This window comes from Shewanella sp. 10N.286.52.C2 (genome assembly GCF_002874545.1).
Taxonomy (GTDB): Bacteria; Pseudomonadota; Gammaproteobacteria; order Enterobacterales; family Shewanellaceae; genus Shewanella.
The window spans coordinates 105223-122280 of record NZ_MCTV01000006.1 but is presented as its reverse complement, the minus strand read 5'-3'; the positions used below and the strand labels follow the sequence as shown (position 1 = coordinate 122280).

The 17058-nt window shown below is 39.9% G+C and carries 14 protein-coding genes; 3 read left to right on the top strand and 11 right to left on the bottom strand.

Going from position 1 to position 17058, the window contains the following annotated elements; all coding sequences use genetic code 11:
- Nucleotides 1-118 precede the first annotated feature (118 nt).
- On the bottom strand, nt 119-2716 hold the full coding sequence (locus BCU94_RS03640; protein ID WP_102475653.1) for a TonB-dependent receptor: 2598 nt from the start codon (nt 2714-2716) through the stop codon (nt 119-121).
- 438 nt (nt 2717-3154) lie between these two features.
- Between BCU94_RS03640 and BCU94_RS03635 the strand changes: the two genes are divergently transcribed.
- Entirely contained in the window at nt 3155-4165 is a 1011-nt protein-coding gene (locus BCU94_RS03635; RefSeq protein WP_102475634.1) for a LacI family DNA-binding transcriptional regulator, read from the top strand.
- 87 nt (nt 4166-4252) lie between these two features.
- Here BCU94_RS03635 and BCU94_RS03630 read toward each other — a convergent pair whose 3' ends face one another.
- Nucleotides 4253-4591, bottom strand: coding sequence for a P-II family nitrogen regulator (locus tag BCU94_RS03630; protein ID WP_102475633.1), 339 nt, complete (start codon nt 4589-4591; stop codon nt 4253-4255).
- A gap of 230 nt (nt 4592-4821) precedes the next feature.
- Between BCU94_RS03630 and BCU94_RS03625 the strand changes: the two genes are divergently transcribed.
- Together BCU94_RS03625 and BCU94_RS03620 are read left to right on the top strand one after the other, a co-directional pair.
- Entirely contained in the window at nt 4822-5340 is a 519-nt protein-coding gene (locus tag BCU94_RS03625) for a GspH/FimT family pseudopilin (RefSeq protein WP_102475632.1), read from the top strand.
- A gap of 101 nt (nt 5341-5441) precedes the next feature.
- Nucleotides 5442-5969: a GspH/FimT family protein gene (locus BCU94_RS03620; protein WP_102475631.1), complete on the top strand. Its 528-nt coding sequence runs from the start codon at nt 5442-5444 to the stop codon at nt 5967-5969.
- A gap of 126 nt (nt 5970-6095) precedes the next feature.
- On the opposite strand, the gene BCU94_RS03615 is transcribed toward BCU94_RS03620, so the two are convergent.
- The 9 genes from BCU94_RS03615 to ileS form a co-directional block, all read right to left on the bottom strand.
- Complete coding sequence (locus BCU94_RS03615) at nt 6096-6506, bottom strand: type IV pilin protein (protein ID WP_102475630.1); 411 nt, start codon at nt 6504-6506, stop codon at nt 6096-6098.
- 12 nt (nt 6507-6518) lie between these two features.
- Nucleotides 6519-10028 carry a PilC/PilY family type IV pilus protein gene (locus BCU94_RS03610; RefSeq protein WP_102475629.1) on the bottom strand — a complete coding sequence of 1170 codons (3510 nt, stop codon included), beginning with the start codon at nt 10026-10028 and terminating at the stop codon, nt 6519-6521.
- Nucleotides 10029-10030: 2 nt separating this feature from the next.
- A complete protein-coding gene (locus tag BCU94_RS03605; protein ID WP_102475652.1) occupies nt 10031-10468 on the bottom strand; it encodes a pilus assembly PilX N-terminal domain-containing protein in 438 nt (145 codons plus the stop codon).
- Between the two features lie 27 nt (nt 10469-10495).
- Nucleotides 10496-11467, bottom strand: coding sequence for a PilW family protein (locus tag BCU94_RS03600; protein ID WP_102475628.1), 972 nt, complete (start codon nt 11465-11467; stop codon nt 10496-10498).
- Nucleotides 11468-11476: 9 nt separating this feature from the next.
- Nucleotides 11477-12028 (bottom strand): type IV pilus modification protein PilV, encoded by a 552-nt coding sequence (gene pilV, locus BCU94_RS03595; RefSeq protein WP_102475627.1) that lies wholly within the window; start codon nt 12026-12028, stop codon nt 11477-11479.
- A 272-nt stretch (nt 12029-12300) separates the two neighbouring features.
- Nucleotides 12301-13230, bottom strand: a complete 930-nt coding sequence (gene ispH / locus BCU94_RS03590; protein ID WP_198589266.1) for a 4-hydroxy-3-methylbut-2-enyl diphosphate reductase — start codon at nt 13228-13230, stop codon at nt 12301-12303.
- 31 nt (nt 13231-13261) lie between these two features.
- Nucleotides 13262-13693 carry an FKBP-type peptidyl-prolyl cis-trans isomerase gene (gene fkpB, locus BCU94_RS03585; RefSeq protein ID WP_277869342.1) on the bottom strand — a complete coding sequence of 144 codons (432 nt, stop codon included), beginning with the start codon at nt 13691-13693 and terminating at the stop codon, nt 13262-13264.
- A gap of 10 nt (nt 13694-13703) precedes the next feature.
- Entirely contained in the window at nt 13704-14201 is a 498-nt protein-coding gene (gene lspA / locus BCU94_RS03580; RefSeq protein ID WP_076542956.1) for a signal peptidase II, read from the bottom strand.
- Between the two features lie 12 nt (nt 14202-14213).
- Complete coding sequence (gene ileS / locus BCU94_RS03575; RefSeq protein ID WP_102475625.1) at nt 14214-17036, bottom strand: isoleucine--tRNA ligase; 2823 nt, start codon at nt 17034-17036, stop codon at nt 14214-14216.
- Nucleotides 17037-17058: the final 22 nt, after the last annotated feature.

Genomic DNA, 17058 nt, shown 5'->3' with positions numbered 1-17058 from the left:
CGCCTCTTAACTGTTAACTGTAGATAAGTCGCTAATTGGATTTTAACCGTATTTACCAGTGGAAAGTTAAAATCAAAAAGCCTAGCAAGTGCTAGGCTTTTTATGCTTCTAAATCAGATTAAAAACGTAAGTTTAAACCTAACTTATAACGAGCTTCACCTTCAAAGCTCCATGCTGGGTAACCACCTTTTAGCTCAGGCTTAACGTCAGCATCATCAGGTGCAACACCTAATTGAACACTGTCTTCTTCAAGTAAGTTAACTACTTCAAATGTGATACCTAAGTAATCAGTGATATTGTAGTTAGCACTTAAATCAAGTGTACCGAAGTCTTGATGTTCACGGTTACCGTAGAAACCTGGTAACTCACGCATCATGTATTCACTACGCCAGTTATAAGCAACACGTGCTGAGAAGTCATCCATCTCGTAGTAACCAACTAAGTTAACAGTGTGCTTAGAAGAGTCAGAGAACACGCTAACTTGATCTGGGTAGTTCTCAGCTGCAGCATCAGAATCAGCAAAGGTGTAGTTAGCAGAGTAACCAAAGCCGTTATCAAAACCATCTTGGATTTGCAGCTCTATACCTTGGATTTGACCGCCAGTACCATTTTTCTTCGTTGAAACAGTCCAGTTATCTTCACCTGAATTAGGATCAACAATACCAATGCTTTGATCTAGCTTCTGCTCTGAGGTGATAAAAGAGCTGATATCTTTGATAAAGTAAGAAGCACTCATTAACCCGTCAGGACTGAAATACCATTCCACACCTAAATCAGCTTGAGTCGCTTTAAATGGCTCAAGGGCGATATTACCGGTACTAACCACTTGGTTACCTGCAACGTCATCGTTGTAACCTTGCAGTGCCGAAGCTGCAAACATATCAGCATAATTAGGACGTGAAATCACTTGTGATGCTGAAGTACGGATAATGACATCTGGCGCCACATCAAATGCAACGTTGATACTTGGCAATACGTCATTATAACTTGCATCTTTAGTGCTTAAGTTATCGGCATAAGTACCATCAGCTTGCAGCGCGAAATAATCAGATGATGCATCTGTTGATATATAACGTAAGCCGAAGTTACCGCGCATACCGTCTGACTCAAAATTAGCCATTAAATATAACGATAGGTTTTCTTCGTTAATGGTGCCGTAGCCAGCCTTATATACGGTCCCTTCTGTCGAGAAACCATTAATTGCAGCCTTAGCATCCTTTAACATGGCATCCATATCAGGCTTAGGTAAAGTATAACCAGCCCCTGATGAAATTTGACCACTGTAGTAAGCTGATGCATCTTTTGCTGCTATATCAGCATTAACGATTGCAGGTAAAGTTAACATGCTAACATCATGATCTGCATAACGAACACCTGTTTTGAATGAGGTAATCGCACCTAAATCAGTCGGAATAGTAAAGTCTAATTGTGCGTAAGTTTCTTCATCTGAGTTTGGCTGCTTTTTAAGTGCCCAACCTGCAGGGGACAATTGACCACCAAAGTCATCTGCGGTGAAGTTTTTATTAGCAACATCTATTTTGATGATTTCACCAGTCGCATCATAAGTACCAGCATAATCAGCAGCGGTACCTAACCAGAAACCATAGTTAGAAGTTAAATCAGTACCACCTTCAGACTTGGTGTTACCCACACGACCTTCTACTTTAAACATGTCATTTTCGTAATCGAAATTGAAATCGTAAGTATTTGAGTCCATGCTAGCTTGGCGCGCCCAAGTTTGTGCCCAACCTGGGTTTTCACCATTACCATCACGGCGATAGAAAGTACAAGTGCCTAAAGAGTTACGCTGTTCACACGCTTCGTCTTTATCATCTGGGAACATCACGAATAATGAGGTATTTGCGTTGTTCGCTTTCATGTCCAGACTCATAATGTCTAAACCGAAATTTAAATTATCTGTTGGACTGTATTGGAATGAACCGTTAATAGCAGTACGTTCACGCTCTTGTTCAAAAGTCGTCGGAACAATATCACCCCAACCAATTAATGACTCAATACCATTGCGTTGATAAGTTGTTTCTGAGCCAGCTGCAGAAATTAAGAAACCAAAGTTCTCATCTTCATTTTTCCAGCTGTATAGGCCTGATAATTCAGGATCTGTTTCTTCAGAAATTGTACCGTAGTCGCCTTTAGCACTAAGGAATACAGTATTGGCATCTAAATCTAATGGCTTGCGGGTTTTAACGATAACGGTACCGCCAACACCACCTTCAGGTAAATCAGCCTGAGACGATTTATATACTTCAATTCCACCGACCATTTCTGATGGTAGTAAACTGTAGTTAAAGCTTCTGTCAATTGACTGTTGATCGTACCAACCGGTAGATGCAACTGAATGGCCGTTTAATAATGTACGAGTCAAGCTGCTAGAAGCACCACGAATCGAAACACCTTGACCTTGACCAAATTGACGGCTCACAGCCACACCTGGTATACGCCCTAATGACTCACCCACGTCACCATCAGGAAATTTACCGATATCTTCAGCCGTTACCGCATCAACAACAGAGTTAGAAAAACGTTTATCATTAACTGAAGCCTTCATCGAGGCACGCATGCCTTTTACTTCAATTTTTTCGATATTTTCTTCTGTAGTTTCAGCATCTGCTGCAAACGCAGCAACTGAAACCATACTGCCAAGTAGGATAGCAATGTTAGTTGCTAAAACATTTTTCTTAAAATTAATAGGTCGCATCTTCATTTCCCTTCCATAACTTTATTATCGTTTTTGGATACATAACCATTCCAATCGGAATGACAACGCTGTCATGTCTAGAGCAAACATTACACAATATTTAACAGTCTTGCCACAACAAAATAACTTTATTGCAGACAAAATGTGCAAAGCCGGCTTATACAAAACAGATGCAAACACAATTAATAACTAAAAATCAGACACTTAAATGTTGACGATGTTTGTATCAAATTAAGAACAAATAGACTTTAAAGTGAACTCATCCAACCAGAAAAGTAATTCGAGATTGCCTATTAGGATAAAAATCAGCACTATTAGAGTTAAATCGGCTTAGCTTTTGTTTTTACCTACAATATTGATAACCTTCATTTGGGGATGATGGTTATCAATATAAATACAATGCTAAGTTCATCGCCTGAGTTTAAGAGTTAACAAATAATGAAAGTAACCATAAATGATGTTGCCAAACATGCTGGCGTATCAATTAAAACCGTTTCACGGGTCACCAATAACGAATCGTCAGTCAGACAAACCACGGTCGACAAGGTCAATGCAGCAATTAATGAGCTAAATTATCAACCTAACTTAGCAGCAAGAAATCTAGCAAGCACAAAATCCTATGTTATTGGTTTTATTTATGATAACCCCAATGCTTATTATATTATTGATATGCAGAACGGTATTCTTTCTGCCTGCCAAGATAAAGGCTACGAGTTGTTGATCCACCCTTGTAATGCTACCTCTGACACAATTTGTGATGAACTAACCAAAATGGTCAAACACTCTCGGCTATCGGGTTTAGTGCTCACCCCGCCAATGTCAGAAGACCCGAAGATACTTGCAGCACTTGATGAAATAGATGCTAATTATGTAAGAATTATTGCAGGCGAAAGCACTGATGCAGAAAATGGGCTTACTGTACTTGTCAATGATAAACATGGCGCTTTAGAAATCACCCAACACTTAATTGATATGGGTCATAGTGATATTGGATTTTTAAGTGGCGATCAGCAGCATGAATCAACCAAAGAGCGTTTAGCTGGTTTTAAAGATGCCCTTGAGCACAATAATCTTAACGTGAATAACACCTGGGTTTTAGATGGTAAATACTCTTTCGAATCTGGGGTAGAAGGTGCCAATAAATTGATTAACTTAACCAAACGGCCTACGGCAATCGTCGCCTGTAACGATGAAATAGCTGCAGGGGCTTTATTTGCTGCGCGTTTAGCTGGGCTTGATATACCAAAAGATTTATCCATTGTAGGATTTGAGGATAGCCCCTTCTCCCGACAGACGTGGCCCAAATTAACCACAGTGCATCAACCAAACGTGAAAATTGCCAAAGTCGCCACTGAACTGTTAATCGCCAATAGCAAAGAAACGACTGAGAAAAAATCGATGGTATTTACGCCTGAGCCAGTTATTCGGGACTCATCAAGCAAACCATGATGGCAATAGTGAGCTTATAATTTATCCCCAATAAAAAAGCCTCAATAAATTATTTATTGAGGCTTTTTTAATTTAATCTATTGTAAATTAAACAGCATCTTCGTTTTCTTCGCCAGTACGGATACGAATAACACGTTCAATATCGGTTACAAATATTTTTCCATCGCCGATTTTACCCGTACGAGCAGTATCAACAATAACCTCAATGGCTTGGTCTAATTGCTCATCTTGAATAACAAGCTCGATTTTTACTTTCGGTAAAAAATCGACCATATACTCAGCACCACGATATAATTCAGTGTGACCTTTTTGACGCCCAAAGCCTTTCACTTCAGAAACCGTCATGCCTGTTATACCTATTTCCGCAAGTGACTCTCGCACATCATCAAGTTTAAATGGTTTAATAATGGCTTCTACTTTTTTCATCAACACACTCCTAATCACTTGGGAAAATATAGATTTAAATTTTCATTCTCAAATTTAAATCTATTTATTAATAGTTTGGATACTTGAACTATCTTACTTTAAGCCAGAATAATTTGCTCATTATTTTATAAAGTAGGTATTAATCAGTTTAAAACTAGCAGAGTCAGCAAAAGCTTCTATACTTTTTCGACTACTCAGATAATGAACCTTAAAAATCAAGGATGATTTTTATGAATACCCAGTTAAAGGGATTTAACCTAATTGAAGTTATGGTCGCTGTTTCCATTGCTTCAATTATTTCGACCATGGCAGCTCCATCACTTAATAATCTGATTAACCATGCTCGCAGTAAAAGCAATATCAGATCTATACAACAACTTATCCAGTTGGCCCGTAATCATGCCATTAGCCTAAATGCTCGGGTAACTGTTTGTCCTATCGAAAATAACCAATGTACTAACAACTGGCAACAAGGTTTCACTATATTCATTGATGGAGGAGAGTCAAATATCATCAATACTGGCGACCACATTTTACATATTGCACCAGCCTTTAATCCAAACGATATCGTTTACTACAATCGAAAAGCCATAATATTTCAACCGGATGGGCTTGCATCTGGTACCAATGGAACCTTTAGATATTGCCCAGAAATTTATAATAGCCCTTTTTCAAAAGCTGTCATTGTAAATCAATCCGGTCGAATAAGGTTTTCACGCAAAAATAAAATAGAATGTAAACAAAACTAGTAGATTCGTATGTGTTTCAAGTGAACTTTAGGCTTACAAAAACACTGATTTCAAAGTCATATTGCCTTATACTTAATTAAGTATTGCAGAGGAAAATATGCATGAATCAAATGAAAAACGGATTTAATAACGGGTTCACTTTAGTTGAACTAATGGTCGCACTCGTAGTTGCAGGAGTTTTAGTAGGTGTTGCTGTACCTAGATTATCAAGTCTTTATGAAAGTAGTAGAAGCAGCTCAGCCACAAGCTCTATCGAGTCAGCCTTAGTTTTCGCAAGAAATCAAGCGGTAAGCTTTGGCAGAAGAGTGACTGTTTGCCCGGGAGATGGCAGTGGTTGCACAACTGATTGGCTTGGTGGTATTGCCATCTTTATTGATGACGATCAAAATGGTGTTAAAGATAATAACACTGATGTATTGCGCTATATAGATGGCTTTAATAGCGATGACTTTATAAAAACATCATCATCAGCAATCATAACTTTTAATTCCGATGGCTTAGTTAGCGGCTCTAACGCTCAAACAATTACCTATTGTCCTGGAACAACCGACAGTGCCTACTCAAAACAAGTCTCTTTAAGCGCCTCTGGCAGAGTTCAGATTATTTCTGACAATGTAAACTGTACTTAAACTCTTCTGAGATAATCAACAGTACATTACTTATCGTTATCAAAGGCCATAAGCTACACAAAAAAACATAATAAAAAAGGGTTTATGGTTAACCATAAACTCTTTTTTATCTAATGAAGAATTTACTTAATTCCCCCAGCACTCCGTAGGAGTCTTAACACCGTCTGAAGTTATTTGGATAACAGGGCAAGCAGTATCACGTGTAGCTTGAGTGCCTATCGCTGTCGCCTTTAATGTATATTTGCTACCGTCACCAATTGAAAAAGCATCAACCTCATAAAAACCATTATCGACAATATATGGATCATCATCCATTCCTAGTTGTTTCATGTTCTTAGTAAATGTCTTGTGATCTAAATAAAATTGCTCTTGTCTATTCGCCAAATTCATTAAACCGGAAAGTGCATCGGCGCGAGCGCCTTTTGCAGCAAATTGTGTATAACTTGGATAGGCAATAGCAGCTAGTATTCCAACCACTGTGATGGTTATCATCAATTCGATTAGCGTAAATCCATTATTTCTATTGAATCTATTCATTTATATCTCATTTTAGTTTTCATGTTGATGATAGTATATTCTGTTAACACCTAAGCCACCACCGATACACTTATCATCACCTTCAGCGCAGCCGTCATCACCAAGAACATCATTTTTAATCATATCATTTGCTGCATCACCAATGCCTATTAAGTACATGTAACTATCTGAATCACCATTTTTTGGAACAACAAGTGTTGGAGTATCAGGAACCTGTTCACCCATGACAAAATAATCTTCAGTATGGTTATATGTCCTTGCACCTTTATGTAGATCAAACCCATACAATCTACCTTGGCCTGGCACTAAACAAGCGTTTTCAGACGCTCCAGTTTCTGGTACGTATGATGTAAAAAAAACTCTACCAGATACAATCGTAGCGGCCGATAATGACTTCTCACCCGCATCACTAAAGTTATAATACCAACCGCGTTTCGCTCCAAAAGTGACTAACTCTGAATCCGATGCGGGCGACTCTGATGTGACATTATACAAATCAGTATTATCAAGAGTATCTGGTGCTGTGTTTCCAGCAGCTGAACTATAAGATTTAGTAACGATGTTTCTATCTTGAAGTGTAAAAAACTTATCAGCTCTTTGTTTATCTAGTGGATGCGGTCTATGGCCGCTTCCAATTACTACTGCATCGTAAGGTATGCTCTGATATGTCATTGTCGTTGTTGTTGTACCACCTTCTGTATGGGTGTGTTCAGCAACATTACTGAATGTAGTTTGTGCAACGACAGGTTCAGAGAAGAAGCGAATATCTGTTGTAGTTGTTCCGCCACCTAGGCTTGCAAATTTGAAAGCACTCCATGGATTTGAGGAGTCTGTCGATAGACCAGGTAAATCCAACCGCCAAACATTGGCACCTGTATCAGTTGCATAAATGCGGTCTGTGAGTTGATCATTATTCGAATCTAAAATAGCGACTTTATTAGGTATGCTGTCAGAAAGCCCAGGCATCGATGTATCACTACCTGCTAAACCAAAGCTATGAACTTTAGTGCCTTTATCAGCATCAATTATATAGACACCTACCCCAGTTGTATCAGAACTACCGACACTAGAACCATCTTTTGTTGTTGGGTTATAGCCTGCACCAATAATTAATACTGGATTAGCATCTGCAGATGTAGTTGCCCCTGCTGGCCAATCAGGTACTTTTGTGATCACAGGCTCAGACCATGACTCCCCTTGTACTGAAAAATCACTAGTCTGCGAAATCCATTTCAGAGAAGGCGCATCAGGATCTGTAATATCCAGAGCATAATAAGATGAGCCACCACGCCTCATACCCACATATAACCAAGCTTTTGATACTTTATCGCTTGAATCTCTTTCAATATACGCAACAGGTGAGCCATCCATACCATAAATAGAGTGAACACCAGTTTGAGGGTTGTCCCTTAATCCTTTAATGTTTTTTAATAATTCAACCGGCATAAATGCCCAAGACTCTGAAACACTACTTGTGTCACCAGATACTTCATCTTTAAACATGTGCAGAAAGCCATGATTGGTACCCATGATGATTCGATTATCAGGGGAGGACTCATTGCCATAATTGATAACCAATGGTCTTGAGTGCAGTGGGTCCCCCATTATATCTTGACGTAAATATAACGGTGCAGTCGAACTATCATCATCATTGTCTTCATTATCTACATTGATTCCTTTAGCCCAGTCAAAGCTATCACTGATATCACTTTCATCTACTCCCATATATGAAGCTAATTTGGCATCTGTAGACAAAAAACCGTTAAGTTTGGCATTTGAAGGGGTAAAACTAATCAAGTCTCCGCTTGAGCCATTGTTTAATAAAACGTTTCGTGAATTAATAGAAGAGCTATATGTACTTCTCATTGTTGCAGCAACGCCGCCTTCCGTCACATGATAACCTTTATAACTTGTCGCATTACAATCTGCTGTGGTGGTCCAGAATGAACATGCCTCTTCAGCTATTGCACCATTGCTATCAAAGGCATCATTACCATCTTTATCTACAACATTCCCATCTGCAGTTACTTTAAACTTTTTCAAATTACCAGACCAACGAGGTCCTTTATCAGGTAAGAACATAGCAAAATAAGCATCGTCACCAGTTTGTGTTTTATCTAAAACAACAGAAGGAGAGGTAAAACTAGAATCTGTTCCTTGAATGGCTGTAACTGCCTGTAAAAGTGATGCCTTTAACGCTTCTGCTGAATTAGCTTTATAATACACACCACCGGCATTTTCAGCCGTTTTCTTCAGTAGTGTTTCAGCATCATCCGCACCAGAACTAAAGCCGATTGTATATGTTGAAACAGTTTGATCTAATGGAGCATTAGGGTTTACATCATTTTTGTACATCCAATTTGCTAAAGGAGCCAATAAGTTTGTTGTTGTATTCCCACTCCACACAACATCGACGCCTAACGTTAAATCTATTCCAGGCAATAGGCCGATAGCAGTATCTGCACTAACATCATTGTTTGGAATGCCATCAGTCACATAGATGATTGATGCGCTTGATTGGCAATCCTTACCTTCAAAAGGTGAAATATAGTTACCGTCAGACTCAATGTTCTCATCATAGCTAGGGTTAGAAGTAGAGCCATCAGTTTTATGACCAAACTTAACCGGTTTACCATAAAGGTAACTGTATGCTTCAAATAATGTTTCACATAGCGGAGTGTAGTTACCGTTAATGGAGTCTGAATCATCTATAGAAGTAATAATGCTATTTTTATTGTTAACCGACGCCTCTTTCATTCCTGATATTATTCGGCCACCATCTCTAGATGTACTGTTGTTCTTATTAAATATGGCAAGTCCAAAGTCAATCCCGGGAGTTGAAACAATCAACTCCTCCAAAATTCTTTTGGCAACGTCCATACGAGTATAAGAATCACCATTTGATTTACCATTTGGTTTGCTCGCATTATGAAACCAAGTCACATATTCCTGAGTATAAATATGGATTGGATCTCCTAACCCAAACTCTGTTAACTTAGCTTTTTCGATATCAGAATCATAAGGTGAAGCTAAACCATCAACCGGATAACCTGATACTCCACCGGCATTTGATGTATCTTGTTCATATATATCTTCATAACAGTCAACAGTTGCAATACTGCTTCCGTCAGTCAGAGGAAATTTAGACCAAGTAGATTCTTGATACTCCCTGAAATAACCAGTATACAAGCCATACTCATTTAAAAATGCTTTAGAACTTGCACAACCATTCAGACCACTTAAAAAATACTGGTTACTGCTTGCCTCAGGTACAACTGCACCATCATTAGAAAAGTATAGTTTTGTACTATTGCTTATCGTTGATTGCTCATGGAATCTTGGAGCAGTAAATGAGTTATCCCCCATACTGCCAGAAGTGTCCATAATCAATAAGACTTGAGGATTATCATTACTTCGAGCTGAAGACTCTAGTACATATAATTCTGTGTCATCGGCGAAACTATTAGCAATTAAACCTAATCCAATAAAACTTAATGCTATTGTCGTTATTTTAGTAATCATGTTTAACTCCCGGAGAGCACTTCTTGCTCAATGCCAGTTGTAACGGTTAGTTGACCGACGCCAGCTCTACCAAATGTAGCAGAACTCGAAACTTCTAAACGTCTGCAGCTAATCAAATTTGCAGCGTTGGCTTTTTCCGTTCGCTGGCAATTCACATCAATCCCTGGATTATCTGCAGGCATCAATTTAATATTTTGTGTTCCATCCATTTCTGCGGCAACTCCATCTGCTGTTCTTGTACTAAAACTATGGGTAACATTATCATTAACAACTAAATTAAGTCCGCCTTGAGCTTTTGAAAGTGCGGATATTCTATCCCCACCAGCACCGGCCATTCTTAAAGATTGGCTTGAATTAACAGCAAGCGCGACACCAATAATCGTCATGACAATGAGAACAATCAAGGAAAAAAATAACACCATTCCTTGTTGTTTCTTAATTGGATTAATCATTGAAATACCTAATTTTTAATTTCTAATCAGTACTGGGTTATCAAGTACTACTGTCGTTGACATCACTTTTCTTCTATATTTATCGTTTGTTGCTGCAATCGTTTTATCACCAAGTTGATAAACGATTTCATTTTCATAACTGTCATCTTCTTGTATCGAGCGTACAAGTACATAGATTTTAATAGCCACTAAACGTTGAAATCCTTGATTGTCCCACATCATGGTAGAAACTTGATCAGCAGGCATAAAAGAGTCTGGGGTAGAGTCACCATCGTCATCAAACCCGTATAAAAACCTCATATTTTCAATACCTTCAACAAGTTGATCTTCATTTTTCATTCCATTAGAAATATTCAATGTTTTTCTACTCAGAATAGGAATACCACTATCGTCTTTAATAAAATAAACATGATGCTGGTACTCCCATACTCGACTATTCAACGTCGTTGGAGCCGCACTACTGCCATTAAAAAATTCGAGTTCATTAGAAGTTACAGAGGCATAATAGCGATTTGAATCTTGAACTGTAGCTTCTGGCCCTACAAGCCTTTTAATTTGAATAACATCAGTGCCACTATTCGGAGAAATTGCAGAATCACAGTTTAATGTAATCAAACTATTGCCCTGTTCATATCCCCATAAACGTCTAAAATGTGCAGGTACATTTGTTGGAAAAGTTGCATTATTGAACCCATCACCAACACAATCACTGGTTGCCGCAGTTGCAGAAACGGATGTATTGGTGCCTAGTAATAAATCTGTTCCTGTAATATCACCAAAAAAACCTAATTGACTGATATCACGCTCCATTATCGCAAGTGCAATACGCCCATTTTCTTGTAATTGAGTGAATTGACTAGTTGTAGTGACATTACTTGAAGACATACTGAACATTGAGAATAAACCAGCAGAAATAAACAAACTAATGAGCATTGCGATCATTAGTTCTACCAGTGACATACCTTGTTGTTTATATAAAGTGTTCATTAAAAAAACCTAAAGAATTGCTGTTTCGATTTCGAAAATTCGTTTTTTATTATTTTTGGTGCCACAGTTGATAACATAATTTGAGTACCCTTTTTCTGTATTCGAAGATTTTCTAATACCAGTCCAACTCATCACCACTACAACTTTATTTGGCTCGACATAAATGCAGCCATTGGGAGTTGGTAAACCACCAACATTATTACCACCATCACTTTCAGCTTCACCAATAAAAGCAGATTGCCATTCATATACATCCCAAAGCTGTAACTCAGCGGGTGTGCAAATTGCTGCACCCGAGCATGCTTTGGAGGGCGCAGTTAAAGAAGCGCCGGTGTAGGTAATACCTGTGGCTGAGCCATATGAATCTAACACCGATGGATTTAATCGCATGCGGTTTATAATATCGTTGGCGTAGTAAGAAGCTTGGGTTTGCTGAAAGGACTCAAAGCTACCTCTTTTGGCAACAATATGAAGATTAAAAATCCCAATTAACCCTACAGTCAGAATCACCAGAGAAACCATAACTTCGATTAAAGAAAATCCATTCCTTTTAACAGGCATGAGTGTCAAATCTCCATTTATCGCCAATATATTGACAAGGTAAAGGTCATTATCTTTTTAAAAAACCATAACTTAGCCGCTAATAGTATCTCTTTACCTATAAGCGAGCAAGATGTAACCGAAAGGTGTCTAGTTGTTTGCCAAATATAAGTAAATCGTTAACTTAGACTGTTTCAAGAGTATAGTCTATTAGTTGCAGATATAAAAAAACCGTAAACCTTTACAGATTTACGGTTTTTTAGCTTTTAGTTAGTTTGCGTGTTTATTAAGTGCTAGCGCAATTCAGCGGGTACAGCGAAGACAGTATCTTCTTTACGACCTTCAACCTCAGTGATTACCGATGGCTCAAATTTAGCTATCGCGTCAACAACTTGTTGAACCAGCACTTCAGGCGCTGAAGCGCCAGCAGTCACTGCTACTTTTTTTACATCTTTAAACCAAGCTTCATCAACATCGGCAGCGGTATCAACTAAATAGGCTTCTGTACCAGTTTTCTCAGCGAGTTCACGCAGTCGATTGGAGTTAGAGCTATTTTTTGAGCCTACAACAATCATTAAGTCTGCATCTGATGACATATTGCGCACTGCATCTTGACGATTTTGAGTGGCATAACAAATATCATCTTTACGCGGCCCTTCAATGGAAGGAAAACGTTGTTGCAAGGCCGCAATAATATCTAGCGTGTCATCAACTGATAATGTGGTCTGCGTGACGAAACATAGGTTATCTGGGTTATTAACCTTTAAAGACGCTACATCTTCCGGGGATTCAATCAAATAAACCCCACCTTCAGTGTTGTCGTATTGACCCATAGTGCCTTCAACCTCTGGATGGCCTTCATGGCCAATCAGAATACACTCCACGCCTTTACGGCTTGCACGAGTAACTTGAAGATGCACTTTAGTGACCAAAGGACACGTGGCATCAAATACTTTTAAACCACGCACTTTTGCTTCTTTGCGAACAGCCTGAGAAACACCATGAGCACTAAAAATCACAATACTGTTATCAGGCACTTGCTCTAACTCATCAACAAATATAGCGCCGCGGTCTTTTAGGTTTTGTACCACGTAACGGTTATGTACGACTTCATGGCGGACATAAATCGGTGGTTCAAATAACTCTAAAGCACGTTCGACAATGCTAATCGCCCGATCAACACCAGCACAAAAACCGCGCGGATTTGCCAGTAAGATGTTCAGTTCTGGCGATGTAGGATCAACTTTAAGCATTTTAAAGTACCTCTACCACTTCAAGTTCGAAAGTTAATTTCTGACCAGCTAGAGGATGATTCAAGTCTATAGTCACTGAATCACCAGCAACTTCACGAACCATACCTGGGATTTCACTGCCGCCTGGACCACCGAAACTAACAATGACACCAGGTTCTAATGCCATATCAGCAGGGAATTTACTTCTGTCCATATGATGCACAGCATCAGGATTAGACTCACCAAAAGTATCAATCGCATCTAAGGTAAAGCTGTGCTTATCACCTTTATTCAGGCTTGAAATTTCTGATTCAAATGCAGGGCTTAAGCTCTCATCACCAACATTAAAACGCGCTGGTTTTCCTGATGCTTTGGTGCTTTCTGCCGTTGAGCCATCTTCTAAAATGATATTCATATGACACACTATGGAACGTGCAAGTTGTTGCTCAGACAAAATAGACTCCCTAACTTTCTGCCGCTTGGGTTTCGGGTTTAAACGCTTCCCAAATAATCAATGCTGCACCGATAAAAATAGCTGAATCAGCAATATTAAATGCTGGATAGTGGCTGGTTTTCCAATAGAAATCGATAAAGTCCACTACGTAACCATGCATTAAACGATCAACTAAATTACCAATGGCGCCACCAATAATGAGCGTATACGCAAGGTTGGTGCGCCACAGCGACGCTGACTGTTTACGCAGCCATATCGTCAGCAGTGTGCTAAAACCAACGGCTATGATGGTAAAAAACCACCTCTGCCAGCCACCGGCTTCACTTAAAAAGCTAAACGCGGCGCCGTAATTACGCACATAGGTGAAATTAAAAATAGGTAACAGCTGTATTGATTCATACAGCTCAAAATTGGCTAACACCCATTGCTTAGATAGCTGATCGGCAATAAATACCAATACAGCTACCCAATACCAACGAATGCCGCTTTCTTTCCATGTTAGTGGCATCAAGCAAGTCCTTTATGCAAAGTCGCGATGTTCGCCATCGCCTTCGATGTTAGTTACGCAGCGGCCACATAATGTCGCATGAGACTCGACAGTGCCAACATCTTCGCTGTAGTGCCAGCAACGCTCACACTTCTGGGCTTCACTTGCTGCAACAACAAGCTTTAATGCAGCAAGCTCTGTTTCAATTGCATCAGCTGGCGCATCACTTAATGGGGCAACAATCGCTTTAGATGTTAACAATACAAAACGTAGCTCATCATTCACTTGAGCCAGTTTTGCCGCTAACTCTTCATCAGCATATAAAGTCGCTTCAGCTTGCAGTGAGCCACCAATACGCTTATCACGACGGGCTTGCTCTAATACTTTATTGACTTCGTTACGAACAGCTAAAAGTTGCTGCCAGTATTCATCATTTAAATCGTCAGCTAAGGTCACTGACTCTAGGCCTTGGTACCATTCTTGAGTAAACACGTATTGCTCACGTTCACCAGGAAGTAGCTGCCAGATTTCATCAGCGGTAAAGCTTAAGATTGGTGCAATCCAACGTACCATTGCTTCAGCAATATGGTATAAAGCAGTTTGGCAACTACGACGAGCGTGACCATCTGATTTAGCAGTATACTGGCGATCTTTAATGATATCTAAGTAGAAGCTACCAAGCTCAACAGAACAGAACTGCATTAGTTTTTGGGTCACTAAGTGGAAATTATATTGCTCGTAAGCTTCAATGATTTCTTCTTGTAGTGCTGCAGCGCGGCGTACTGCCCAGCGATCCAGTGACACCATATCTTCAGTAGCAATCATATCCGTTTCTGGATTAAAGCCACTTAAGTTAGCAAGTAAAAAGCGCGCGGTGTTACGAATACGGCGATATGAATCAGCGCTGCGATTTAAGATTTCATCAGAAACCGTCATCTCACCACTGTAATCAGTTGCTGCAACCCATAAGCGTAAGATGTCAGCGCCAAGCTTATTAATAACTTGTAGCGGTGCAATCACGTTACCTACTGATTTAGACATCTTACGGCCTTTACCATCAACGGTGAAACCGTGTGTTAGTACTTGCTTGTAAGGTGCTTTACCATTCATTGCCGTTGAAATCATCAATGAAGACATGAACCAGCCGCGATGCTGATCGCTACCTTCAAGGTATAAGTCAATCTCGTGGCCTTGGAATTCAGGGCGTGATGCAACAACTGATGAGAAAGTAGAACCTGAGTCATACCAAACATCTAAAGTATCAGTCACTTTACGGTATTGATCGGCTTCATCGCCAATCAGTTCACTGATCTCAAGATCCCACCAAGCTTGAATACCTTGTTGCTCGATACGGTGCGCAACGCGCTCCATGATAGAAACGCTATCAGGGTGTAATTCTTCAGTTTCACGGTTCACTAATAACGTGATTGGTACGCCCCAGGTACGTTGGCGTGAAATACACCAGTCAGGACGGTTCTCAACCATTTTTTCAATACGGCTTTGGCCCCAGTCAGGGATCCACTGCGTTTGTTCAATTTCAGATAACGCCTGCTTACGCAAGCCATGGTTATCCATTGAGATAAACCATTGTGGCGTTGCACGGAAGATAATGGGCGTTTTGTGTCTCCAGCAATGTGGGTAGCTGTGACGATATGCCACATGACACAACAGCTGGCCTTTCTCTTCTAATAAATCAACAACACTCTTATTGGCTTTGAATACGTGTTGACCAGCAAAAAACTCAGTGTCAGCTTTATAGACACCATTGTCACCAACAGGGTTTGCGACTTCTAAGCCGTACTTTTGACCAACCACGAAATCGTCTTGACCATGACCTGGTGCAGTATGAACTACGCCAGTACCAGCTTCAGTTGTTACGTGGTCACCAAGAATGGCAGGCACATCAAATGCAGAAAGAGGATGCTTGAAACGCATTAGCTCAAGCTCAGCGCCTTTTGTAGTACCGATAACCTGATGTGACTCAGCTTCAAAGCGGGTTAAACAGCCTTCAACTAGCACTTCAGCTAAAATAACGGTTTTAGTTACGCCATCTTTAACGAGCTCAACTAGGCTGTAATCAAGCTCTGGGCTTAATGATAATGCACGGTTAGCAGGGATAGTCCAAGGCGTCGTGGTCCAAATAACCGCTGAAACCGTGTTTGTGTAACCTTCAACGCCAAATTTCGCTGCAACCGCTGCGCTATCAACGGCATTAAATGCCACATCAATAGCGGGTGAGGTTTTATCTTCGTATTCAACTTCTGCTTCTGCTAACGCTGAACCACAGTCAGTACACCAATGAACAGGTTTAACACCTTTGTGCAGGTGACCGCTTTCAATCACTTTAGATAAAGAACGTACGATGTTAGCTTCAGTGCTGTAATCCATGGTTAAGTATGGATTATGCCAATCACCAAATACACCTAAACGAATAAAGTCTTCACGTTGACCGTCAACTTGCTTAGCGGCGTATTTACGGCATTCTTCGCGAAAATCAGCAGCTGAAATCTTTTGACCTGGTTTGCCAACTTTTTTCTCTACCATTAATTCAATTGGTAAGCCGTGACAATCCCATCCAGGAATATAAGGCGCATCAAAACCTGCCATTGTTTTAGACTTAACAATGATATCTTTTAATATTTTGTTTACCGAGTGACCAATATGGATATTGCCATTCGCATACGGGGGGCCGTCATGCAAAATAAACGGTTTGCGACCAATTCGACTGTCACGAATTTTTTGATAAAGTTCGTCTTGAGTCCAACGGTCTAACATAGCTGGCTCACGATTAGCCAGATTACCGCGCATCGGAAAATCGGTTTCCGGCAAATTCAAAGTAGATTTATAGTCGGTCATTGATCCTATACCATTATTTGGG